Source organism: Kineococcus terrestris, assembly GCF_041020755.1.
GTDB lineage: Bacteria > Actinomycetota > Actinomycetes > Actinomycetales > Kineococcaceae > Kineococcus > Kineococcus terrestris.
In genome coordinates this window covers 1-21,428 of sequence record NZ_JBEUEI010000004.1, presented here as the reverse complement: position 1 = coordinate 21,428, position 21,428 = coordinate 1, and the positions used below count along the sequence as shown (strand labels likewise).

The following is a 21,428-nucleotide window of genomic DNA, read 5'->3' as shown; positions in this document are numbered from 1 at the left end:
GGCCGTCGCGCGCGGCGCTCAGTCCGCGATGGCCGCCACCGGCGAGGTGAGCGCGGCACGGCGCCCCGGCAGGACCGAGGCGAGCACGCCCGCGAGCGCCGCGACGGCGACGATCCCGGCGACCTGCGCCCACGGCACGTCGAGGACGACGGGGCCCTCCGCGGCCAGCACCGAGGAGGTGCCCGCCAGCCCGTAGGCGGTGCCCAGCACGACGCCGAGCACCCCCGCGACCCCCGCGACGAGCAGCGCCTCCCACGCCAGCAGGGCGCGCAGCTGCCGCCGCGTCAGGCCCAGGGCGCGCAGCAGCCCGGACTCCTGCCGGCGCTCGACGACCGACAGGGCCAGGGTGTTGCCGACGCCCAGCAGGGCGATGAGGACGGCCACCCCGAGCAGTCCGGTGACGACCAGCAGCATCGTCGTCAGGACCTGGTCGAAGGCGGTGCGCACGGCCACGACACCGCTGACGCCGCTGCTGGGCAGCGCCGCCGCGACGACCTCGGTCACGTCGTCGACGACCCGGGCCTGCGCGTCGGGGTCCAGGCCGTCGTCCAGGCGCAGCCAGGCGGTGGACACCGGCGCGGCCGGGTCGGCGCGCAGCAGGTCCTCCGTGCGCAGGACCGTGCCCTGCTCGGAGTCGGGCGCGACGACGACGCGCAGCCGCACGGCGGTCCCGTCCGGCGAGGACACCTCCACGTCCTGCCCGTCGCCCAGGCCGAGGGCCTCGGCGGACCGGCCGGCCACGACGACCTCGCCGGGCGCCGGCAGCGGCGCGCGCTGCTGCGAGCGGACCACGCCGGCGGCCGCGGCGGTGTCCACGCCCGAGGCGGACGTGCTGCCGCCGGTGCTCAGCTCCACCTCGCCCTCCAGCACCGGGACCGCGCCCGCCACCCCGGGCAGGGCGCGCAGCCGCTCCAGCAGGGCGTCGTCGACGGGTTCCTCCCAGGAGGAGACGACGACGTCCGTGGGGTAGCCGGCCTCCAGCAGGTCGCCGGCGGTGGCGCGGGTCGAGGAGGCGCCCACGACCATCGCGGTGGTCAGGGTGACGCCGATGAGCAGCGCGGTCGCCGTGGCCGCCGTGCGGCGGGGGTTGCGCACGGCGTTGCCGGCGGCCAGCCGCGCCGGGACCCCGGCACCGCGCACCAGCCGCCCGGCGAGCCCGACGGCCGCGGGCACGAGGCGCTGGCCGAGCAGGACGACGCCGACGAAGCTGACCGCCCCGGCCAGCACCGCGGGTTCCAGCGCGCCGCGGGTGGAGAACAGCACGAGGGCCGCGGCGGAGGGCACGGTGAGCACGAGGCCGGCGACCAGGCGCAGCAGCCCGCCGCGCGAGCGGACCGGGGCGGGCACCAGCGGGCGCAGCGCGGCCAGCGGCGCCACGCGGGTGGCGGCGCGGGCGGGGGCGAGCGCCGCCAGCACGGTCACGACCGTGCCGACCACGACACCGGCGACGAGGGCGCGCACCGGCACCTGCAGGGTGCCCAGCGGGACGGGCGAGTCGGCGTCGGCCGCGACGCGCGCCACGACGGCGGCCAGGCCCGTCCCGGCCGCGGCGCCCGCCAGCGAGGCCAGCAGGCCCACCACGAGCGCCTCCAGCAGCACAGAGCGGGACACCTGGGCGCGGGTGGCGCCCACGCAGCGCAGCAGCGCCAGGTCGCGGGTGCGCTGGGCCAGCAGGACCGCGAACGTGTTCGCGATGACCAGGGACGCCACGAGGACGGCGACCGCGCCGAAGACCAGCAGCACGGAGGTCAGGGCGGCGGCGTCGCCGGTGAACGCCGACGCGCGCTCCTCGGCCGCCTCCCGGCCGCTCACCGCGGCCAGCTCCCCCGGCACCGCGGCGGCCACCGCGCCGAGGACCTCCTCCGCCGCCGGGCCCGCCGCCGCACCGCCGGCCGCGGCCACCCGCAGCCGCGTCACGGGCGCGTCCCAGGTGCGCAGCTGCTCGTCGGTGGCGAACACCCGCCCCGCGTAGCGGGCGGTCGGGTCGCCGGTCAGGTCGACGACGCCGACGACGCGGACCCGCTCGGTGGACTCCCCGCCGTCCTCGGACGAGGGGACCACGGTGACGGTCAGCTCGTCGCCCACGGCGGCGCCGGTGCGCTCGCTGACGGCGACCTCGCCGGCCGCGGCGGGCAGCCGGCCGGCGAGCACGCCCTCCCAGCGCAGCGGGCCGGGCGCGGTGACGGCGTCGGCCTGCGCGTACGTGCTGCCGGTGCGCCCGGGCAGCTGCACCTGCACGCCCGTCGAGCGGTCGGCGGCGACCTGCGCCACCCGTCCCGCGGGCAGGTCGCGCAGGCTGCGTTCCGCCGCCTGCAGGGCGGCGCCGGTGGCGACGGGGTCGCCGTCCAGGTCCGTGCCCCGCACGGGGGTGACGACGGCGGCCGCGGCGGTGAACGGCTTGCCGACGGCGTCGAGCAGGCTGGCGCCCGCGGAGGCGTTGAGCACCAGCGTCGCCACGACGAACGCGACCGCGATGACGACGGCCAGGCAGGAGGCGAGGACGCGGGCGCCGTGGGCGCGCAGCTGCGCCAGGGTGGTCCGCAGCACGGTTCAGGCCCCCAGGGTGCGCAGCGCGTCGATGACGTCGTCGGGCGTGGGGTCGCTGAGCCCGCCGGCCAGCCGGCCGTCGGCCAGCAGCACGACGCGGTCGGCGTACCCGGCGGCGACGGGGTCGTGGGTGACCATGACGACGGTCTGCCCGAACTCGCGGACGCTGGCGCGCAGCAGCCCCAGCACCTCGGCGCCGGCGCGGGAGTCGAGGTTCCCGGTGGGTTCGTCGGCGAACACGACGTCGGGCCGCGGCAGCAGCGCGCGCCCCACCGCGACGCGCTGCTGCTGCCCGCCGGACAGCTCGGACGGCTTGTGCCGCAGGCGCTCGCGCAGGCCCAGGCGGGTGACGACCTCCTCGTGCCAGGCGCGGTCGGGGGTGCGCCCGGCCAGCTGCAGCGGCAGCACGAGGTTCTCCCCGGCGGTCAGCACGGGCAGCAGGTTGAACGACTGGAACACGAAACCGACGCGGTCGCGGCGCAGGCGGGTCAGCTCGGCGTCGCGCAGCGCGGTGAGCTCGGTGTCGCCGAGGAACACCCGCCCGGCGGTCGCGGTGTCCAGACCGGCCAGGCAGTGCATGAGCGTGGACTTGCCGGAACCCGACGGGCCCATGATGGCGGTGAACTCCCCGCGGGTGAACTCCACGTCGACGCCGGCGAGGGCGTGGACGGCGGCGTCACCGCGGCCGTACGTCTTGCGCAGGCCGGTGGCGCGCACGGCGGGCGCGCCGGCGCGCAGCACCTCCGGCGACGGGACGGGTCGCGGTACGGGCACGGGTCTCCTCCTCGGATCGCGCCCGCCGGATCCCCGGCGGGCGCTCCCGACGCTAGGAACTGCCGGCCCCGCGCCGCGTCGGGCGCGGAACGGATCTCCGCACGGCCCGCGCGTCGCCCCGGCGGTGGAGACGGTCCCGCCGGCGTCCTCCCGCAGGTGGACGCCGACGGACGTCAGCGTGCGTCGCGCAGCACCTCACCGGGCTGCACGAGCCCGGCGGTGTAGGCCAGGACGACGGCCTGCACGCGGTCGCGCGAGCCGGTCTTGGCCAGCACCCGCCCGACGTGCGTCTTCACGGTGGCCTCGGAGACGACGAACCGGGCGGCGATCTCTCCGTTCGTCAGCCCGTGCGCCATGCACTCCAGCACCTCCAGCTCGCGCGGGGTGAGGTCGTCGGGCAGGCGGGTCTCCGGCGCGGCCGAGGGTTCGGCGCGCAGCATCGGCCCGACGTGCTGCAGCAGCCGGCGGGTGGAGCTGGCGGCGATGACGGCGTCCCCGGCGTGGACGGTGCGCACGGCGGCGAGCATCTCCTCCGGCGGGGCGTCCTTGAGCAGGAAACCGCTGGCCCCGGCGGCGATCGCGGCCACCACGTACTCGTCGAGGTCGAACGTGGTCAGCACGACGACGCGGGGTCCGGTCCGGTCCGGCGCCGGGGCGAGGGCCGTGATGCGACGGGTGGCCTCGATGCCGTCCACGCCGGGCATGCGCACGTCCATCAGCACCACGTCGCAGTCGGTGCGCTCCACCAGCGCGACGGCGGCCAGGCCGTCGGAGGCCTCGCCGACGACCTGCAGGTCCGGCTGGGAGTCGATGACCATGCGGAACCCCGCGCGGACGAGCTGCTGGTCGTCGACGAGGACGACGCGGACGGCGGGCACGGGACCTCCGGGTGGTGCGGGACGGGTTCGGGCGGGGCGGGTCAGGACGTGTACGGCAGCGTCGCACGCACCCGGAACCCGCCGCCGGGACGGGGCCCGGCCGAGGCGCTGCCGCCGTGCAGGCGCGCGCGCTCGCCCATGCCGAGCAGGCCCTGCCCGCCGGGTGCCGCCGGCGGCACCGCGGCGGCACCGCGGCCGTCGTCGTCCACCCCCACGCGCAGCGCGTCGGCGTCCCAGCGCACCTGCACCTGCGCGCGGGCGGCGGGCCCGGCGTGCTTGAGGACGTTGGTGAGGGACTCCTGCACGATCCGGTAGGCGGCCAGCCCGACGGCCGGCGGGAGCTCGCGCGGCTCGCCGACGACGTCGAGGGAGACGTCCAGGCCGCTGGCGCGCACCTGCTGCACGAGGTCGCCGATCCGCCCCGCGTCCGGCTGCGGGGCCCGCTCGTCGCCGGGGCCCTGGCGCAGCACGCCCAGCAGGTTGCGCATGTCGGCCAGCGCCTGCCGGCCGGTCGCCGAGATCGTCCCGAGGACCTCGGCGGCCGCGGCGGGGTTCGCGGCCGCGGCGTACCGGCCGCCGTCGGCCTGGGCGATGATCACCGACAGGGAGTGCGCGACGACGTCGTGCATCTCGCGGGCGATGCGCTGGCGCTCGGCGGTGGCGGCCAGCCGCGACTCGTTCTCCCGCTCGTTCTCCAGCAGCCGGGCGCGCTCCACCAGGGCCAGCTCGTTGGTGCGGGAGGCGCGCCGCAGGCTGCCCAGCGACCAGGTGGCGACGACGACGACGGCGAGGAACACGACGGCCGCCGCGAGGGAGACCGGGTCCACGAACGCGTAGGTCAGCAACCCGTACCGGACCGGGGCGATGACGGCACCGGCCAGGCCGAGCAGCAGGCCGCCGCGCGAGGCCCACGGGGCGGCGTAGGCGGCCAGGGAGTACAGGGCGACGAGCACCGCGCCGTCGGCGACCAGCGGCGCGTCGACGACGACCGTCTGCAGCAGGCCGCCCGCGGCCACGAGCGCGCCGGAGACCTCGGGGCGGGCCCGGCGCAGCGCCAGGGGCGCGCAGAGGAGGACGCTGACGAGGACGCCGCGGGCCCCGGCGGCGGTCGCGGTCGCCGCGCTCACCGCGGTGAGCAGCGCGGCGCCCAGGACGTCGAGGAGCAGGGCGTGGGCCCGCGTCCAGGCGACGAACCGGTCGAAGACGTTCTGCGGCGGCACCGCTCGAGCGTAGGAGCCGCCCCGCGCGCCGGTCGTCAGCCCGCGGGACCAGCCGCGCCTGCGCCCGGGGTCTGACCCGCCGCACGGGCGGCCTGGTGGGCGCGGGCGGGGAACTGCGTGGCCAGCTTGCCGCCGGAGACGTCGACGAGGGTGCCGGTGATGTAGGAGGCCGCGTCGCTGGCCAGGAACAGCAGCAGGTCGGCGACGTCGTCGGCGCTCTCCCAGCGGCGCAGGGACAACGTGTCCAGCAGCCGCTCCTGCGCGGCCGGCTCCATGTCGGCGAACCCGTTCATGGCGGTGGGGACCATGCCGGGCGCGTAGGCGTTCACGGTGATGCCCCACGGCCCGAGCTCGGAGGCCAGGACGCGGGTGAACGCCACGACGGCGGCCTTGGAGGCGGCGTAGGCGGCGCTGCCGACGCTGGGCACGACGGCCGCGAACGAGGCGGCGTTGAGGATGCGGCCGCGCCCGGCGCGCTTCATCACCTCGGCGGCGGCGCGGCTGACGAGGAACGTGCCGCCGGCGTTGACGTCCAGGCAGGTGCGCCAGCGCTCCCACGTCAGGTCGGCGACCTGCCCCTCGACGTTGACGCCGGCGTTGTTGACGAGGACGTCGAGCCCGCCGTGGCGCTCGGCCACGCGGGCGACGGCGGCGTCCACCGAGGCGGGGTCGACGACGTCGCAGGCGACCTGCTCGACGCCGGGCACCGGGTCGGGGTCGGGCGCGAGGTCGAAGGAGGCCACCCGGGCGCCCTCGGCGGCGAAGCGGGCGGCGACCGTGCGGCCGATCCCGCGGGCGGCGCCGGTGACGACGACGACGCGGTCGGACAGGTCCAGGTGCACGTCGGCCTCCTCGCCGGTGCCCGGACGGCGCTCCCGGGCATGATGTCGGACCGTGAGCGTAGCGAGCGGCGAGGGGACCACGGCGGTGCGGGAGCGGGACGGGCGGACGGTGTGGATCACCGGCGGCGGCAGCGGGGTGGGCCGCGCGGTCGCGCTGTCGGCGGCCGCGGCGGGCTGGTCCGTGGCCGTCAGCGGGCGCCGCGGCGGGCCCCTGGAGGAGGTCGCGGCCGAGGTCGCCGCCGCGGGCGGCGACGCGCTGGCCCTGCCCCTGGACGTGCAGGACCCCGACGCGGTGGCCGCCGCCCGCCGCGCGGTCGTCGAGCGCTTCGGGCGGCTGGACGCCCTGGTCCTGGCGGCCGGGCTGAACACCCCGCGCCGGCGCTGGGACGACCAGGACGTGCGCGAGGTCCACGACGTCATCGCCACGAACCTGTCGGCGCCGGTGACCGTCGTGGACGCCGCGCTGCCGGACCTGCGCCGCAGCGGCGGCGTCGTCGTGGTGGTGTCCTCGATCGCCGCCTGGCGGCCCTCCCCCGGCGCGGGGGTGGCCTACTCGGCCAGCAAGACGGCGCTGGGCGCGCTGGTGCGCACCCTCAACGAGCAGGAGGCGCCGCACGGGGTGCGCGCCTGCCACCTGTGCCCGGGCGACATCGCCACGGACTTCCTCGACCAGCGCCCGCAGGTGCCCGACGCCGCCGCGCGCGCCGTCATGCTCACCCCCGCCGACGTGGCCGGCACCGTGCAGTTCGTGCTGGACGCCCCGCCGCACGTGCGGGTGGACGAGCTGGTCGTCTCCCCCGTCGTCCGGGGCTGACGCGGTTCCGGCGGCCCCCCCCCCGGGGGGGGGGGCCCGGGGGGGGCCCCCGTGTCAGGTCAGCAGGGGGGTGTTTAAGTTCTCGGCGAACATCTGCCGCGTGATCGAGAGGTTGAACAGCTTCTCGATGTTCTCCAGCAGCTTGTCCGCGGCCGTCGGCGACAGCGCCTGGTCCCAGGACTGCTGGAACGTGGAGGCGCCGGAGGCGAGGTCGTAGACGAACTGCAGCCACTCGGCGTCCTCGGAGTCCTGGAACAGGCTGTCGGAGCCCAGGACGATCGGCACGGAGCCGTTGTCGATCCACGCCTGCGTCGTGGCGTCGGTGACCAGCCCCTCGGCCAGGAACTTCTTGGCGGCCTCCTTCTCGGCGTCGGTGGCGCTGGCCGCCACCGCGTAGTAGCCGGAGGGGTTGCCGACGGTGGCGCTGGGGTCGCCGACACCGCCCTCGACGCTGGGGAACGTCATCCAGCCGAGGTCACCGCCGGTGACGAACTCCCCGCCGTCGGCCTTCATCGACCCGTACGTCCACGCGCCGTGCAGCATCATCGCGGCCCGGCCGGTGTAGAGGAGGGCCTGGTCGGCGTTGGTGTCCGCGGCGATGGAGGCGAAACCGGTGACGAAACCGCCGGCCCGCACGAGCTCCTGCGTCTTGGTGAGGGCGTCGATCGAGGCGGGCTGCGACCACGCGTCGGGCTCGCCGTCGTAGATGGACTGGAACAGCTCGGCGCCGCCGATGCGGTCGTACAGGTACTCCAGCCACATCATGTTCGTCCAGCGCGACTGCCCGCCCAGCGCGATCGGGGCGATGCCGGCGTCGTTGAACACCGGGACCAGCGCCAGCAGCTCGTCCCACGTGGTGGGCGGCTGCGCGCCGACCTGCTCGAACACGGCCTTGTTGTAGTAGAAGACGATCGGGGTGACCGCCTCGCACGGCACCGCGTAGATCCGGTCGTCGACGGTCGCGGCGGCGAAGGCGCTGGGGAACAGCGAGTCCCGCAGCTCGGTGTTCTCCTCGAAGAAGTCGGTGAGGTCCTCGACCTTGTCGTTGCGCACGTAGTCGCGCAGGCCGCCGCCGCCCCAGCTGGGCAGGATCGTCGGCGCCTGGTCGGCGCCCATCGCGGTGCGGATCTTCGTCTTGTAGGCGTCGTTCTGGAACGCGGTCAGGGTGATCGCGGCGTCCTCGTTGGCCGCGTTGAACGCGTCGACGGCGTCGGTGCGGATCCCCTCCCCCGGCTGGCCGGTGAGGATCCACATGCTGGCCCCGCCCTCGGGCGCCTCCCCCGGGCCGGAGGAGCCGCCGCAGGAGGTCAGGGCCGCCGCGGTCAGCGGCGTGGCGAGGGCCAGGGTGAGGAAGGAGCGGCGGGAGGCCGGCGAGCTGGTCACGAGGATCTCCGGTGCGCTGCGCGCGGCGCCAGCGCCGCGGGTTCGGGTCGGCGAGCCGCGCGGGCGCGGTCCACCGCCGTCGGTGGACCGGGTCGGCCCGGCTCTTATCGTTATAGTCAGCGGCTCCCGTACCCGTGTCAAGGACACCCGCGCACACCACCCCGGACGGCGGTGGCGCTACCGTCGGACGAGGACCGGGCGGTGCGGGGACCGCGGGCACGGGCCGCCCGGCGGGCAGCCGGACGGCCCCAGGAGGAGGTGCGACGTGGTCACCATGCGCGACGTGGCGGCGGAGGCCGGCGTCTCGCCCATGACGGTCTCCAACGCCCTGACCGGCAAGAGACCGGTCAGCGAGCAGACCCGCCAGCTGGTCATGGAGACGGTGGAGCGGCTGGGGTACCAGGTGAACGTGGCCGCGCGCAGCCTGCGCCAGGGCCGCACCGGCGTGGTGGGCGTCGCGGTCCCCACCCTGGACAGCCACTACTACAGCCAGCTGAGCCACCGCCTCGTGCGGCGCTTCGCCCAGGCGGGACTGGCGACCGTGGTGGAGGAGACCCACGCCAGCCGCGAGGGCGAGCTCGCCGCGTTCCGCGACTCCCGCCTCAACGCCTACGACGGCCTGGTCATCGCCGCGCTGGGGCTGACCGAGCGGGAGATCAACGCCCTCAGCCGCGAGGTCCCCGTGGTCGTGCTGGGCGAGCAGGAGCTGCACCAGACCGTCGACCACGTGAGCATGCCCAACGTCGAGGGCGCCGAGTCCGCGACCCGCCTGCTCGTCGAGCGCGGCTGCCGCCGCCTGGCGATCGTGGGCTCGCCGCCGCTGGACGCCCTGGCGACCGCCACCCTGCCCGAGGGGGCGGCGTTCTCCCTGCGCGCGGAGGGTTTCCGCCGCGTCGCGCAGGAGGCCGGCGCCAGCGCGGTCGCCACCCACGCCGGTGTCACCCAGGAGGCGGGGGTGCGCTGCGCCGAGGAGCTCCTGGCGCTGCCCGAGCTGCCCGACGGCGTCTTCTGCGTCACCGACACGCTGGCCTTCGGCGTCGTGCGGGGGCTGGCCGACCACGGCGTGCGGGTTCCGGAGGACGTCCTGGTGGTGGGTTTCGACGACGTCGAGGACGCCCGCTACCGGGTGCCGTCGCTGTCCACGGTGGCCCCGGACCACCAGGCGATCGTCGACCACGCGGTGCGCCTGCTGACCCGGCGCATCGCCGCCCCCGACGCCCCCCCGCAGGACGTCACCGTCTCCCACACCGTCGTCGAGCGGGAGTCCACCCGCCGCGAGCAGCCCGTGCGCGCGGGCGCGGCCCGCCGCTCGCGGGCCGGCGCCCGCTAGGAGCGGCGCGCGCCGTCCAGGGCGCGGAACCGGCGCAGCCGCAGGCTGTTCGCGACCACGGAGACGGACGAGAGCGCCATCGCGGCACCGGCGATCATCGGGTTGAGCAGGCCGGCCGCCGCCAGCGGGACGGCGGCGGTGTTGTAGGCGAACGCCCACACGAGGTTCTGCTCGATCGTGCGCAGCGTGCGCCGGGACAGCCGGACGGCGTCGGCGGCGGCGCGCAGGTCACCGCGGACCAGCACGACGTCGCCGGCCTCGATGGCCACGTCGGTGCCGGTGCCCATGCTCAGGCCCAGGTCGGCCCGCGCGAGCGCGCCCGCGTCGTTGACGCCGTCACCGACCACGGCGACGGTCCGGCCCGCGGCCCGCAACCGCTCGACGACCTCGACCTTGCCCGCGGGCAGCACCTCGGCGATCACCTCGTCGACGCCGACCTCGGCGGCGACGGCGCGGGCCACGGTCTCGTTGTCGCCGGTCAGCAGGACGGGCCGCAGCCCCAGCGCGCGCAGCTGGGCGACCGCCTCGGCGCTGGTGGGCTTGACGGCGTCGGCGACGACGACCACGCCGCGGGCCCGCCCGTCCCAGCCGACGGCGACGGCGGTACCGCCCTGCCGCTCGGCCTCGGTCCTGGCGGCCGCCAGCTCGGCGGGCAGGTGCTGCGACCACTGCTCGAGCAGCCGGGGGCGGCCGACGACGACCGCGCGGCCGTCGACGACGCCCTGGACGCCGAGCCCCTCGAGGTTCTGGAAGTCCGCCACCGGCGGGAGGTCGCCGAACTCGGCGGCGGCACCGGCCGCGACCGCGCGGGCGACCGGGTGCTCGGAGGCGGCTTCGAGGGCGCCGGCGAGGCGCAGCACGTCGGCCCGGTCGACGCCGTCGGCGGGGACGACGTCGCGCAGGGTCATCCGCCCGGTGGTCACGGTGCCGGTCTTGTCGAGCACGACGGTGTCGATCCGGCGCGTGGACTCCAGCACCTCCGGGCCCTTGACGAGGATGCCCAGCTGGGCACCCCGGCCGGTCCCCACCAGCAGCGCGGTCGGCGTCGCCAGGCCCAGCGCGCACGGGCAGGCGATGATCAGGACGGCGACGGCGGCGGTGAACGCGACGCTCAGCGGCTCGCCCGCGCCGGTCCAGAACCCGAGGGTCGCGGCGGCGACCAGGACGACGACGGGGACGAACACGCCGGAGACCCGGTCGGCCAGGCGCTGGACCCGCGCCTTGCCGTCCTGGGCGTCCTCGACGAGCCGGGCCGTCCGCGCGAGCTGGGTGTCCGCGCCGACCCGGGTCGCCCGCACGACGAGCCGGCCGCTCGCGTTGACGGTCGCGCCGACGACGGCGTCGCCGGGGCCGACCTCGACGGGCACGGACTCCCCCGTCAACGTGCTCACGTCGAGCGCGGAGGTGCCCTCCTCGACGGTGCCGTCGGTGGCGACCTTCTCCCCCGGGCGCACGACGAACCGGTCCCCGACCGCGAGCCGCTCGACGGGGACGCGTTCCTCGCGCCCGTCGCGCAGCACGGCGACGTCCTTGGCCCCCAGTTCCAGCAGCGCCCGCAGCGCGGCACCCGCGCGGCGCTTGGAACGCGCCTCGGCCCAGCGCCCGAGCAGGAGGAACGTGGTGACGCCGGCGGCGACCTCCAGGTAGACGTCCCCGCTGCCGTCCGTGCGGCTGACCGTCAGCTCGAAGGGGTGCGTCATCCCGGGCTCGCCGGCGGTGCCGAGGAACAGCGCGTACGTGGACCAGGCGAACGCGGCGAGCGTGCCCGTCGACACGAGCGTGTCCATCGTCGCCGCGCCGTGCCTGAGGTTGACCCACGCGGCGCGGTGGAACGGCGCACCGGCCCAGAGGACGACCGGCCCGGCGAGGGCGAAGCTGAGCCACTGCCAGTACGTGAACTGCAGGGCGGGGACCATCGCCATCGCGACGACCGGTGCGCTCAGCAGCGCGCTGGTCGTCACCCGGCGGCGCAGGTCGGCGGTGGGGTCCTGCCCGGCCGGTTCCAGACCGGTGCCGGTGTCCGCGCCGGCCAGCTCGCCGCTGCTGGGCAGCGGCGCGCGCGGCGCGGGCAGTTCCGCGGTGTACCCGGCGGCCTCGACGGCGGCGACGAGGTCCTGCGGGGCCACGTCGCCGGCCCACCTGACCTTCGCCCTCTCGGTCGCGTAGTTCACGGTCGCGCTGACGCCGTCGAGCTTGTTGAGCTTCTTCTCGACGCGGTTCGCGCAGCTGGCGCAAGTCATCCCGCCGATCGACAGCACCAGCTCGCGCTCCCCGCTCGCGGAGGCGGGCGTCTGCGGGCTCATCGGACGGCTCCTCGTGCGGTGCTGGTCTCGTGGCCGGGCTCGTGGCCGGTCTCGTGGGTGGTCTCGCGCGTCGGGACGGGCGCCGGGCCGGACGGCCCGCCCGTGGCGGCGCCGACGCCGAACGCCGCGCCGAACGCGACGGCCACGGCGCCGCCGAACGCGGCGAGCTTGAGGGGTGCGCGCACGTCTCCTCCCCGCCTCAGGACCGCACCAGGCGGGCGATCGCCTCGGACGCCTCGCGGACCTTGGCCTGCGCCTCGGGCCCGCCGCGCGCGGCGGCGTCGACCACGCAGCCGGCCAGGTGCTCGTCGAGCAGCCCGAGGGAGAACGACTGCAGGGCGCGGGTCACCGCCGACACCTGGGTGAGGACGTCGATGCAGTACTTGTCCTCCTCGACCATCCGCTGCAGACCGCGGACCTGCCCCTCGATGCGGCGCAGCCGCTGCAGGTGCTCGTCCTTGGCGTGGGTGTAGCCGGGCATCGTCCCCTCCTCGGCGCTCGTGCTCGTGCTGCTGCTCGTGCGGGTGCGGGGCGTCAGGCGCCGACGACCTCGTAGCCGGCCTCCTCGACGGCCGCGGCCACGGCGGCGGCGTCGACCGGCCCGTCGGCCTCGACCGTGACGCGGCCGGCGGCCACGTCGACGGAGACGCCCCGCACGCCCGGCACGGCGCCGACCTCGGCGCTGACGGCGCGGGCGCAGTGGTCGCAGGTCATGCCGCTGACGGCGTACTCGGTGGTGCTCACGGTGCTGGCCTCCCGGTGTCGTGGGGTACCCCCTGGGGGTACCGGGTACGAGAACTCACGGTACCCCCGCGCTGTTCCCCGTGCCGCTCGGAGCACCGGCGCTCAAGGCGCGGTCGGCGGTTGCCGATCACCAGCGCGTGTCCACGTCCAGCAGCGGCGGCGCGCCCGCGCACGAGCGCTACGACGCGCTCGACCGGCCGGCCGGCGACGAGCTGGACGCCGTGGTGCGCGCCGCCGCCGTGGTCGCCGGGGTGCCCACCGCGACGCTGAACCTGTTCGACGGCACCCGCATGTGCCAGGTCAGCACGGTCGGCTTCCGCGGGACGGACAGCCCGCTGACGGAGTCGATGTGCTACCTGGCCGCGGGCTCGGGCGAACCCCTGGTCCACCTGCCCGACGCCCGCCTCGTCCCCGAGTACGCGGCCACGCCGTGGGTGGACGGGCGCGCCGCGCGGGTGCGCTTCTACGCCTCCGTGCCCCTCACCGCCCCCGGCGGGCACGTCCTCGGCACCCTCTGCGTCTTCGACACCGAGCCGGGGCACCTGGACGAGCGGCAGGCCGGCGCGCTGCGCGGGCTGGCCGGTGTCGTCGTCACGCTCCTGGAGCGGCGCCGGGACGCGCGCCGGGCGGCCGAGCTGGCGGCCCTGGCCGAGGAGCGGCGCGTGCTGGCCGCCGCCCTGCTGGACACCGTGGACGTCGGCATCGTCGCCTGCGACGCGGACGGCCACCTCACGCTGTTCAACCGGACCGCGCGCGCCTGGCACGGCGTCGACGCCGACCCGGGCGCCGAGCCGGCCGACCTGCCGGTGCGGTACGACCTGCGCACCGCCGACGGCGGTGCCGCGCTGGCGCCGCGGGACGTCCCTCTGCTGCGCGCCCTGCACGGCGACCCGGTCGACCGCTTCCCGTTCGTCATCGCCGCGCCCGGCCGGCCCGCCCGCCACGTCGAGGCGACCGCGCGGCCGCTGCCGCGCGCCGACGGGACGGTCGGCGGCGCCGTCGTCGTCATGACCGACGTGTCCGGGCACCGGCAGTCGGCCGCCCGGGCGGCGGCGGCGCTGGAGCGCCACGAGGCGCTCGTGCGGGCGCAGGCCCGGCTGGCCGAGGAGCAGCAGGTGCCCGCGGCCGTGGCGGCGCGCACGTGCAGCGCGGCGCGCGAGGTCGTCGGCGGCGCGGGAGCGGCCGTGCTGGAACCGGCCGCGGGTGACGCGGCCGGCGACGCGGCCGGCGACGTGGCCGGCGACGTGGCCGGTGGCGGCGCGGGCCGCTGGGTGGTGCGCGCCGCGACCGGCGACCTCGCCGCGCTCGACGGCTCCCCGCTGGCGCTGGCCGTCCCCGCGCGGGCGGCGGCACCGGCGGGCACCGGCGGCCCGGCGGCCGGCTGCGCGGTGGTACCCCTGCGCCACCGGGGCCGGCTGCGCGGCGCGCTGCTCGTGGCGCCGGGCGCGGACGGCCTGGAGGCGGAGGACCTGGCGGCCCTGGAGGTCCTCGCCGTCCCGGCGGCGGCCGCGCTGGTCAACGCCCGCACGCTGCAGGAGGCGCGGCGCACCGCCGCCCACGACGCGCTGACCGGCCTGCCGAACCGGGCCGCGCTCCTGCAGGCGCTGCAGGAGGGCCTGCGCCGCCAGGAGCGCACCGGCACCCACCTGGCGGTGCTGTTCCTGGACCTCGACGGCTTCAAGGCCGTCAACGACGACCTCGGCCACCGCGCCGGCGACGACCTCCTGGTGGCCGTCGCCGCCCGCCTGCGCGCGGTCCTGCGCGCGACCGACACCCCCGCGCGCTGGGGCGGCGACGAGTTCGTGGTCCTCGCCGAGGGGCTCGCCGTCCCCGCGGACGCGCACCTGCTCGCCGCCCGCGTCGCCGGGGCCGTCGCCGGGGAGCACGCGGTGCGCGGACCCGACGGCACCGCCCGCACCGTCCGGATCGGCACGAGCGCGGGTGTGGCGCTGTCCGCGCCCGGCCCGGTCGCGGGCGACGGCGCCGAGCGGGCGGCGCAGCTGGTCACGGCCGCCGACGACGCCATGTACGAGGACAAGCAGGCCCGCCGCCGGACGCGCGCGGACGAGGGGCGCGGGGTGCGGGGAGAGCGCAGCGGCGCCTGAGGATCAGGCCAGCGGCTTGCCGCCGGTGACCCCGAGGACCTCGGCGGTGATGTAGCTGGACTCCTGCGAGGCGAAGAACACGAACGCCGGCGCGAGCTCGGCGGGCTGCCCGGCGCGGCCCAGCGGCACGTCCTCGCCGAAGCTGCCGACCGCGTCCTCCGGCATGGTCGCCGGGATGAGCGGCGTCCAGACCGGCCCGGGCGCCACGGAGTTCACGCGGACGCCCCTCTCGGCCAGCATCTGCCCCAGGCCCTTGGTGAAGTTCACGATGCCGGCCTTGGTGGTGGCGTAGTCCAGCAGCGGTGGGGAGGGCTGGTACGCCTGGATCGAGGAGGTGTTGATGATGCTGGCGCCCTCTCGCATGTGCGGGACGGCCTTCTTGCACAGCCAGAACATCGCGTAGAGGTTCGTCTTGAGGACGCGGTCGAACTGCTCGGTGGTGATGTCCTCGATGCCGCCGGGCTGCGCCATCTGGTACGCGGCGTTGTTCACCAGCACGTCGATGCGCCCGAACTCGGCGACGGCGCGGTCGACGACCTCCTGGCACGCCTCCTCGGTGGTCAGGTCCACGGGCACGGCGACGGCGCGGCGACCGGCCTCCTCCACGTGCCGGACGGTGGTGCGCGCGTCCTCCTCCTCCGAGGGCAGGTACGCGATGAGCACGTCGGCGCCCTCGCGGGCGAAGGCGATCGCCACGGCCCGGCCGATGCCGGAGTCCCCGCCGGTGACGACCGTCGCGCGGCCCTCCAGGCGGCCGCTGCCGCGGTAGGACTCCTCGCCGTGGTCGGGCTCGTCGCGCAGCTCGCCCGTCCGCCCCGGGTGGGGGACCTGCTCGCCCTCGTTGTCGGGGCTGGCGTACTGCCGCTGCGGGTCCTGCTGCTGCGTCTGGTCCTCGGGCACGGTGTCCTCCGTCGGTCGCGGTGCGCTCTCCCCGTGCCCCTACCCGCGGACGGGCGGGGTCACACGCGCGACCCCGCCCGTCCGTGGTGCCGCGTCCGTCAGGGGACCGTCCAGCCGGCGGCCCGGAACAGCTCGTACCACTCCGCGCGGGTCAGCGGCAGGTCCGAGCCCTGCGCGGCGGCGGCCACGCGCTCGGGGTTCGTCGTGCCGAGCACGACCTGCATCCCGGCGGGGTGCCGGGTGATCCACGCCGTGGCGACGGCCAGCGGCGGCACGGAGTACTGCTCGGCGAGCCGGTCGATCACCGCGTTCAGCTCGGCGAACTCCGGGTTGTCCAGGAACACCCCGGTGAAGAACCCGGCCTGGAACGGCGACCACGCCTGCACGGTGATGTCGTTCAGGCGGCAGTGGTCCAGGGTCCCGTTGTCGCGCGAGACGGACTGGTCCAGCCCCTGCATGTTCGAGGCGACGCCCTGCGCCACGAGCGAGGCGTGGGTGATCGACAGCTGCAGCTGGTTCGCCACGAGCGGCTGGCGCACGGAGCGCTTGAGCAGCTCGATCTGCCCCGGCGTCTGGTTGGACACCCCGAAGGCGCGCACCTTGCCGGCGGCCTCCAGCTCGTCGAAGGCGCGGGCCACCTCGTCGGGCTCGACGAGGGCGTCGGGGCGGTGCAGCAGCAGGACGTCGATCCGGTCGGTGCCCAGCGCCTCCAGCGACCCGTCGACCGACTCCACGATGTGCTCGTACGAGAAGTCGAAGTACGGCCCGTCGGGGACGATGCCGCACTTGGTCTGGATCGTCACGGCGTCGCGCTCGGACGAGGTCATGGGCACCGCGTCGCGCCAGCGGCGCTCGCAGGCGTGCAGGTCGCGGCCGTACACGTCGGCGTGGTCCACGAACGTGATGCCGGCGTCGCGGGCGGTGGCCCACAGCTCGCGCACCTGCTCGTCGCTCATGTCGACGATCCGCATGAGACCGAGGACGACGTTGGGCACCTGCAGACCGCTGGTGCCGAGGGGGACGGTGCGCACGCTCACGCCTCCGACAGGGCGGCGACCTCGTCCGCGCTCAGGCGCAGCTCGGCCGCGCGGGCGGAGTCGGTGATGCTCTGCGGGCGCGAGGACCCCGGGATCGGCAGGACGACGGGGGCCAGGGCCAGCTCCCACGCCAGGGCGACCTGCTGGACGCTGACGCCGTGCTCGTCGGCGACGCGCTGGAAGGCGGCGTGCCGGCTGCCCAGCTCGGCGGCGTTGGAGATCCCGCCCAGCGGGCTCCACGGCAGGAACGCGACGCCCAGGCGCGCGCAGTGCTCCAGCTCGCCCTGGCTGGAGCGGAACGCCGGGGAGAACTGGTTCTGCACGGAGACCAGGCGGCCGCCGAGGACCTCGTTGGCCTCGTCGATCTGGGAGACGTCGGCGTTGGAGATGCCGGCCATCTGGATGACGCCCTCGTCGAGCAGGTCGCGCAGGGCGCCCACGGACTCGGCGTAGGGGACGTCGGGGTCGGGGCGGTGGAACTGGTAGAGGCCGATCGCCTCCACGCCCATCCGCTGCGCGGAGGCCTTCGCGGCCTCCTTCAGGTACTCCGGGCGGCCGTTCTTCGTCCAGGACCCGTCGCCGGGGCGCAGGTGCCCGCCCTTGGTGGCGATGAGGACCTGCGAGGAGTCCCCGCCCCAGCTGCGCACGGCGCGGGCGATGAGCTCCTCGTTGTGGCCGACCTCGCCGGCGTCGCGGTGGTAGGCGTCCGCGGTGTCGATGAGGGTGACGCCGGCGTCCAGCGCGGCGTGGATGGTGGCGATCGAGCGGTCCTCGTCGGGACGGCCCTCGATGGACATGGGCATCCCGCCGAGGCCGATGGCCGAGACCGTGCGGGTGCCGAGGCTGCGCTGCTCCATGGCGGCGACGCTAGGGACACCCGTCGCAGAAGTCCAACGACTGGGACTCATCGCTGGCAGAAGTACAGTCGATGGATGGACCTGCGGCAGATGCAGTACGTCGTCACCCTCGCCGACGAGCGGCAGTTCACGCGCGCCGCCGCCCTGACGGGCGTCTCGCAGTCGGGGCTGTCCGCGGCGATCCGCAGCCTGGAGGACGAGCTCGGCACCACCCTGTTCGACCGCACCTCGCGGCGGGTGGAGCCCACTGACGCCGGCCGGGCCCTGCTGCCGCACGCCCGCTCGCTGCTGGAGCAGGCCGCCGCCGCCCGCGACGCCGTCGTGCGCGCCACCCGGCAGGTGTCCGGCACCCTGCGGGTGGGCGCCGAGCAGTGCCTGGGCCTGGTCGACGTGTCGGGTCTGCTGGAGCGCTTCCACCGCCGCCACCCGCAGGTGGAGGTCCGCTTCGACCAGGCCGGTTCGCACGACCTGCTGGACCGGCTGCGCGCCGGGGAGCTGGACGTGGCGTTCGTGGCGACGACCGACCACCTGGGCGGGCTGCCGCAGACGGTCCTGGGCAGCGAGCCGCTGGTGCTGCTGTGCCACCCGCGGCACCCGCTGGCCGCGCGCACCGCCGTGGGCTGGGACGACCTGGACGGCACCGACGCCGTCGACTTCTCCACCGCCTGGGGCGTGCGCCCGCTCAACGACGCCGCCTTCGCCGCGCACGGGGTGCGCCGCCGCGTGCGCTTCTCCGTCGGCGACGTGCACACGCTGCTGGACCTCGTCGGGCGCGGCCTGGGCACCGCCGTCGTCCCCCGGCACGTGGCCGCCAAGCCGCAGGCCGCGCGGCTGCGCGCGCTGGCCCTGCCGGCCGACGCCCCGGAGTGGGTGGTCTCGGCCGTCAGCGGCCACCGCGGCTCGCCCGTGGCCCCGCACCTGCTGGAGCTGGTGCCGGCGCTGAGCGCGTGAGGGCACCGGGCGGGGCGGCGGAGCCGGTCACATCAGCCCGTCGGTGCGCCGGGCCGGCGCCGGCGGCGGCAGCAGCGCCGTGACGACGACCCCGACCGAGCCGGGCAGGTCGGCCGGCAGGTCGACCTCCAGGGCCTCGCCCGTGCGGCGCGCGCTCGCCGGACCGGGGACCCCGAGGACGCGGACGTCCTCCAGCTCGCCCTCGACGAGGCCGGCGTCGCGGCCCCAGGAGCGGATGCGCGCCACGCCGTCGCGCGGGCGGTCCAGCAGCGTCGCGTACAGCCGCGTCCCGCTCTCGTCGACGTTCTCGCGGGTGGTGAACCGGACGTCAGCGCTGGTCCACTCGCGCGCCTGCGCGTCCACGAAGGACCCCGAGGGCAGCCGGGTGGGCCCCTCGCCGGCGACCACCCAGGGCCGGGTGCCGTAGACGGCCTCGCCGTTGAGGGCCAGCCAGTCACCCACCCCGGCGAGCAGCTCCACCTCGGCCGGGTCGATCGTGCCGTCGGCCTTCGGGCCGACGTTCAGCAGCAGCACGCCGTTCTTGGACACGACGTCGACCAGCTCGGTGACCAGCTCGGCCACGCTCTTGTAGCGGTGGTCCTCCACCCACGACCACGAGGTGCGCCCGACCGAGGTGTCGTTCTGCCAGACGCGGGGCTGGACGCCGGACACGGCACCGCGCTCGACGTCGAGGACGGCGGCACCCTCGGGGAAGGCGCCCCACTTGTGGTTGAGGACCACCCCGCGGCCCCAGCGCGCGGCCTCGTTGTAGTAGTAGGCGGCCAGCAGCCGCAGGTAGGGCTCGAACGCGGGCTGCTCGATCCACCAGTCGAACCACAGCACCTGCGGGCGGTACCGGTCGACGACCTCGACGGTCCGCAGCAGCCAGTCCTCGAGGAACTCCTCGTTCGGGGCGGTCTCCTGGCGCATCGCCGGGCCGTAGAAGTCGGCGAACGCGGGGTCGCGCACGTCGGAGTCGAAGGCCGTGCCGCCGTTCATGAACCACCAGTGCTCGGCGCGGTGCGAGGACGCGCCCAGCACCATGCCCGCGCGGCGGACCGCCGCGCCCAGCTCGCCGAGCACGTCGCGGCGCGGGCCCATCGCGGTGGACTTCCAGCGCGAGCGGCCGGTGTCGTACATGGCGAAGCCGTCGTGGTGCTCGGCCACCGGCACGACGAACTGCGCCCCGGCCCGGCGGAAGACCGCGGCCCACTCGTCGGGGTCGAAGCGGGCGGCGTCGAAGCGCTCGACGAAGTCCTTGTAGCCGAACTCGGAGTGCGGGCCGTGGACGGTGCGGTGGTGCTCGTGCTCGGGCCGGCCCTGCACGTACATGTTGCGCGCGTACCACTCGTTGCCGAAGGCCGGGACGGAGTACACGCCCCAGTGGATGAAGATCCCGAACTTGGCGTCGGCGTACCAGCGCGGGACCTCGCAGCCGCGCAGGGAGGACCACTCGGGCCGGAAGGGCCCGGCGGAGGCCACCGCCCGCACCCGCTCCAGCTCCGCGTCGTCGCGCCCGACCCCGCCGTCCAGCCCGCCCGCACCGCTCACCGCACCGCTCACCACGTCGCTCCCCGCCTCCTGGCCGACGCACGGACGGGCGGCCTCCGCGGGTCCGCGGGGCTCGGCGTCCCTGCCGCCGCCACCGTAGGCGAAACGATTCGCACCGCGCAACGGGCCGGCCGGTCACCGGGCGGCGGACCCGCCCCCGGGCGGCGCGCGGGCCGATGTCGCGAAGTCCTTGACAGGCCCGGGGAGCGCTCCCACTATATCGATATGCGCCGGGGCGACCCGGTCCACCGATGGAGGTGGCCCTCGCCGGCGCGACGACCCGACGCCTGACCCCGCACCGCTCCCCCTGGTGAGCGGCGCTGCTCACCACCCCTGCGACCCTGCGAGGACCGCGTGCTCACCGACGACGACCGAGCCACCGCAGACCGGACCACCGCGTCCGCGCCGGTCACCCCGACCCCCCGCGCGGAGCCGAGCCGGGACGGCGACCGCTCCCCCGCCGCCGCCCGCGCGGTGCAGACCGTGCTGGACGTGGACCTGCCGGGTCCGAAGATCAGCCGGCACTTGTACGGGCACTTCGCCGAGCACCTGGGCCGCTGCATCTACGGCGGCTTCTGGGTGGGGGAGGACTCGCCCATCCCCAACGAGGGCGGCATCCGCTCCGACGTGGTGGCCGCGCTGCGGGAGCTGGCGATCCCGAACCTGCGCTGGCCGGGGGGCTGCTTCGCCGACACCTACCACTGGCGCGACGGCATCGGCCCGCGCTCGGAGCGCCCGCGGATGGTCAACTCCCACTGGGGTGACGTGGTGGAGGACAACGCCTTCGGCACCCACGAGTTCATGCACCTGTGCGAGCTGCTGGACACCGCCGCGTACGTGTCGGCCAACGTCGGCTCGGGCACGGTGCGCGAGGCGGCGGAGTGGATCGAGTACCTGACCCGCGCCGATGACTCCCCGATGGCCGCGCTGCGCCGGGCCAACGGGCGCGAAGACCCGTGGCGGGTGCCGTTCTGGGGGCTGGGCAACGAGCCGTGGGGCTGCGGGGGCAACATGGGCGCCGGCGCCTACGCCGAGCTGGCCCGCCAGTTCGGCACCTACGCGCGCGAGCACGGCGGCAACAGCCTGTACCGCATCGCGGCGGGGGCGGCGGACGCCGACTACGCCTGGACCGAGGTCCTCATGCAGAACCTGGGCCGCTACCTGGGCGCCGGCCAGGTCAGCGGGCACGGCA

Annotated in this window: 19 protein-coding genes; 5 read left to right on the top strand and 14 right to left on the bottom strand. The window is 76.3% G+C overall.

Going from position 1 to position 21,428, the window contains the following annotated elements; translation table 11 throughout:
* Positions 1–18: 18 nt before the first annotated feature.
* The 5 genes from AB8M62_RS03780 to AB8M62_RS03760 form a co-directional block, all read right to left on the bottom strand.
* Complete coding sequence (locus AB8M62_RS03780) at positions 19–2,547, bottom strand: FtsX-like permease family protein (RefSeq protein WP_369068665.1); 2,529 nt, start codon at positions 2,545–2,547, stop codon at positions 19–21.
* 3 nt (positions 2,548–2,550) lie between these two features.
* Positions 2,551–3,321: an ABC transporter ATP-binding protein gene (locus tag AB8M62_RS03775; RefSeq protein WP_369054792.1), complete on the bottom strand. Its 771-nt coding sequence runs from the start codon at positions 3,319–3,321 to the stop codon at positions 2,551–2,553.
* Positions 3,322–3,494: 173 nt separating this feature from the next.
* The gene (locus AB8M62_RS03770; RefSeq protein ID WP_369054790.1) at positions 3,495–4,199 is read right to left on the bottom strand and encodes a response regulator; all 705 of its coding nucleotides are present in this window, start codon (positions 4,197–4,199) and stop codon (positions 3,495–3,497) included.
* A 41-nt stretch (positions 4,200–4,240) separates the two neighbouring features.
* Positions 4,241–5,419 (bottom strand): sensor histidine kinase, encoded by a 1,179-nt coding sequence (locus AB8M62_RS03765; RefSeq protein ID WP_369068664.1) that lies wholly within the window; start codon positions 5,417–5,419, stop codon positions 4,241–4,243.
* A 35-nt stretch (positions 5,420–5,454) separates the two neighbouring features.
* Entirely contained in the window at positions 5,455–6,261 is an 807-nt protein-coding gene (locus AB8M62_RS03760; protein WP_369054788.1) for an SDR family NAD(P)-dependent oxidoreductase, read from the bottom strand.
* 52 nt (positions 6,262–6,313) lie between these two features.
* On the opposite strand from AB8M62_RS03760, the gene AB8M62_RS03755 reads away from it, so the two are divergent.
* Positions 6,314–7,075: an SDR family oxidoreductase gene (locus AB8M62_RS03755; protein ID WP_369054786.1), complete on the top strand. Its 762-nt coding sequence runs from the start codon at positions 6,314–6,316 to the stop codon at positions 7,073–7,075.
* Between the two features lie 54 nt (positions 7,076–7,129).
* Here the strand turns inward: AB8M62_RS03755 and AB8M62_RS03750 are convergent, their stop codons facing one another.
* Positions 7,130–8,458 carry an extracellular solute-binding protein gene (locus tag AB8M62_RS03750; RefSeq protein ID WP_369068663.1) on the bottom strand — a complete coding sequence of 443 codons (1,329 nt, stop codon included), beginning with the start codon at positions 8,456–8,458 and terminating at the stop codon, positions 7,130–7,132.
* A 274-nt stretch (positions 8,459–8,732) separates the two neighbouring features.
* On the opposite strand from AB8M62_RS03750, the gene AB8M62_RS03745 reads away from it, so the two are divergent.
* Positions 8,733–9,788 (top strand): LacI family DNA-binding transcriptional regulator, encoded by a 1,056-nt coding sequence (locus AB8M62_RS03745; RefSeq protein WP_369056569.1) that lies wholly within the window; start codon positions 8,733–8,735, stop codon positions 9,786–9,788.
* Here the strand turns inward: AB8M62_RS03745 and AB8M62_RS03740 are convergent.
* Genes AB8M62_RS03740 through AB8M62_RS03725 form a run of 4 tightly spaced genes read right to left on the bottom strand, consistent with a single transcriptional unit; the run spans position 9,785 to position 12,835 of the window.
* Positions 9,785–12,091, bottom strand: a complete 2,307-nt coding sequence (locus AB8M62_RS03740; RefSeq protein ID WP_369056567.1) for a heavy metal translocating P-type ATPase — start codon at positions 12,089–12,091, stop codon at positions 9,785–9,787. The two genes, AB8M62_RS03745 and AB8M62_RS03740, sit on opposite strands and share 4 nt — an antisense overlap.
* Complete coding sequence (locus AB8M62_RS03735) at positions 12,088–12,276, bottom strand: hypothetical protein (protein ID WP_369068662.1); 189 nt, start codon at positions 12,274–12,276, stop codon at positions 12,088–12,090. The genes AB8M62_RS03740 and AB8M62_RS03735 overlap by 4 nt, the downstream gene beginning before the upstream one ends.
* A 14-nt stretch (positions 12,277–12,290) precedes the next feature.
* The gene (locus AB8M62_RS03730; protein ID WP_369056565.1) at positions 12,291–12,572 is read right to left on the bottom strand and encodes a metal-sensitive transcriptional regulator; all 282 of its coding nucleotides are present in this window, start codon (positions 12,570–12,572) and stop codon (positions 12,291–12,293) included.
* A gap of 53 nt (positions 12,573–12,625) precedes the next feature.
* Positions 12,626–12,835, bottom strand: a complete 210-nt coding sequence (locus tag AB8M62_RS03725) for a heavy-metal-associated domain-containing protein (protein WP_369068661.1) — start codon at positions 12,833–12,835, stop codon at positions 12,626–12,628.
* 137 nt (positions 12,836–12,972) lie between these two features.
* Between AB8M62_RS03725 and AB8M62_RS03720 the strand changes: the two genes are divergently transcribed.
* Positions 12,973–14,940 (top strand): diguanylate cyclase domain-containing protein, encoded by a 1,968-nt coding sequence (locus AB8M62_RS03720; protein ID WP_369068660.1) that lies wholly within the window; start codon positions 12,973–12,975, stop codon positions 14,938–14,940.
* A 3-nt stretch (positions 14,941–14,943) separates the two neighbouring features.
* On the opposite strand, the gene AB8M62_RS03715 is transcribed toward AB8M62_RS03720, so the two are convergent.
* From AB8M62_RS03715 to AB8M62_RS03705, 3 genes are all read right to left on the bottom strand, one after another.
* On the bottom strand, positions 14,944–15,840 hold the full coding sequence (locus AB8M62_RS03715; protein ID WP_369068659.1) for an SDR family oxidoreductase: 897 nt from the start codon (positions 15,838–15,840) through the stop codon (positions 14,944–14,946).
* Between the two features lie 98 nt (positions 15,841–15,938).
* Entirely contained in the window at positions 15,939–16,871 is a 933-nt protein-coding gene (locus AB8M62_RS03710) for an aldo/keto reductase (RefSeq protein ID WP_369056561.1), read from the bottom strand.
* Between the two features lie 2 nt (positions 16,872–16,873).
* Positions 16,874–17,734, bottom strand: a complete 861-nt coding sequence (locus tag AB8M62_RS03705; protein WP_369056560.1) for an aldo/keto reductase — start codon at positions 17,732–17,734, stop codon at positions 16,874–16,876.
* Positions 17,735–17,809: 75 nt separating this feature from the next.
* Between AB8M62_RS03705 and AB8M62_RS03700 the strand changes: the two genes are divergently transcribed.
* On the top strand, positions 17,810–18,685 hold the full coding sequence (locus tag AB8M62_RS03700; protein WP_369056559.1) for a LysR family transcriptional regulator: 876 nt from the start codon (positions 17,810–17,812) through the stop codon (positions 18,683–18,685).
* Positions 18,686–18,712: 27 nt separating this feature from the next.
* On the opposite strand, the gene AB8M62_RS03695 is transcribed toward AB8M62_RS03700, so the two are convergent.
* A complete protein-coding gene (locus AB8M62_RS03695; RefSeq protein ID WP_369068658.1) occupies positions 18,713–20,248 on the bottom strand; it encodes an alpha-L-fucosidase in 1,536 nt (511 codons plus the stop codon).
* Between the two features lie 462 nt (positions 20,249–20,710).
* Here AB8M62_RS03695 and AB8M62_RS03690 point away from each other — a divergent pair.
* On the top strand, positions 20,711–21,428 hold a 718-nt coding region (locus AB8M62_RS03690; protein WP_507237567.1), incomplete at its 3' end, for an alpha-L-arabinofuranosidase family protein.

Excerpts from the sequence above, each read along its gene's own strand:
- AB8M62_RS03745 (WP_369056569.1), top strand. The coding sequence starts at position 8,733 with ATGCGCGACGTGGCGGCGGAGGCCGGCGTCTCGCCCATGACGGTCTCC.
- AB8M62_RS03740 (WP_369056567.1), bottom strand. The coding sequence starts at position 12,091 with ATGAGCCCGCAGACGCCCGCCTCCGCGAGCGGGGAGCGCGAGCTGGTG.
- AB8M62_RS03730 (WP_369056565.1), bottom strand. The coding sequence starts at position 12,572 with ATGCCCGGCTACACCCACGCCAAGGACGAGCACCTGCAGCGGCTGCGC.
- AB8M62_RS03705 (WP_369056560.1), bottom strand. The coding sequence starts at position 17,734 with ATGGAGCAGCGCAGCCTCGGCACCCGCACGGTCTCGGCCATCGGCCTC.
- AB8M62_RS03700 (WP_369056559.1), top strand. The coding sequence starts at position 17,810 with ATGGACCTGCGGCAGATGCAGTACGTCGTCACCCTCGCCGACGAGCGG.